We start from the raw sequence: 1,471 nt of genomic DNA, 5'->3' as shown, positions 1-1,471 counted from the left end.
AAGCTTCACAGTATTCACCCCGGTATGAACAAGCACTTCTTTACCGCCATCGGATTGAATACCAATCGCATGCTTGCTTGGGAATACATTGAATACTTTACCATAAACAGGGGACACAATCGTTCCATCATTTGGCACGACCGCAAAACCGTCACCTGTCATACGTTCTGCAAATACCGGATCGGGAACCGTCGAGATATCAACCAATTCGCCGTTAACAGGCATTACAATATCTTCTACAATAATGGTTTGTTGTTCTTCTCCAGCTTCCTTCTCCTCTTGTGGAGCAGGTTGCGCCGGAGCTGGTGCAGGTGTACGTCCAGCCATGATATCAGCCATTTGAGATTTAATGGTGTCGGAACGTGTACCGAAAATTGCCTGTACGTTGTTACCGACTTCAAGGACACCTGATGCGCCAAGTTGTTTCAGACGAGCTTTGTCAACGTTCGATTTCTCATTAACCTCGATCCGAAGACGTGTGATACAAGCATCCAGATGCTTGATATTCGATGAACCACCGAAAGCTGCCAAAATGTTGTGCGGGAGCTCATCACTACTACCGACTGCTGCGCCATCCACATTTTCTGTAGCTTCTTCACGTCCTGGTGTTTTCAAGTTGAACTTCCGTATGATGAACCGGAATCCGAAGTAGTAAATAACTGCCAAAATCAGACCGACGATAATTACATACCACCAAGGCGTACGGGTTGGAATAATCCCGAAAATCAGGAAGTCAATAAATCCGCCTGAGAAGGTCATACCGATTTTGACATGTAAAATTTGCATGGTCATAAATGACAGACCTGCGAATATACAGTGTACTGCAAACAGCAGTGGAGCTACGAACAGGAAGGAAAATTCCAGTGGCTCCGTAATACCTGTCAAGAACGAAGTCAATGCTGCTGAACCCATAATACCTGCTACATATTTTTTGTGTTCTGGTCTTGCTTCATGGTACATTGCAAGCGCTGCTGCCGGCAAACCGAACATCATGAATGGGAATTTACCCACTTGGAACGTACTTGCTGTCAACGCCACTCCGTCGCGAAGCTGGCTGAAGAAGATCTGCTGGTCACCGTGAACGGTTTGACCTGCCTTGTTAACATATTCACCAAACTCAAACCAGAACGGTGAATACCAGATGTGATGCAAACCAAATGGAATCAGCGCGCGTTCGATAACACCGAACAGGAACGCCGACAAAGTCGGGTTGGAATACACCATAAAGTGAGATACTGCGTTAAGTCCTTGTTGAACTGGAGGCCAGATCAGAACCAGTGCAAGTCCGACAATCAGTGAGGATACCGCCGTTGCAATTGGAACGAAACGCTTACCCGCGAAAAAGCCCAGATACGATGGAAGCTCAATTTTGAAAAAGCGGTTGTACATGGCCGCGGCCAGTATACCGATGATTATCCCGCCGAACACCCCGGTTTGAAGCGTTGGAATCCCCAACACGTTTGCATAACCC

Annotated in this window: 1 protein-coding gene; it reads right to left on the bottom strand. The window is 46.8% G+C overall.

The window, feature by feature from the left end; genetic code table 11:
* Window positions 1-1,471, bottom strand: a 1,471-nt coding sequence (ptsG, locus tag GRP75_RS26695; protein WP_160790864.1) for a glucose-specific PTS transporter subunit IIBC, incomplete at both ends; no start/stop codon positions are given.

This window comes from Paenibacillus sp. OT2-17 (genome assembly GCF_009827695.1).
Classification (GTDB): Bacteria; Bacillota; Bacilli; order Paenibacillales; family Paenibacillaceae; genus Paenibacillus; species Paenibacillus polymyxa_B.
Note: the sequence above shows the minus strand (reverse complement) of the source record. Positions and strands in the feature narration are given on the sequence as shown.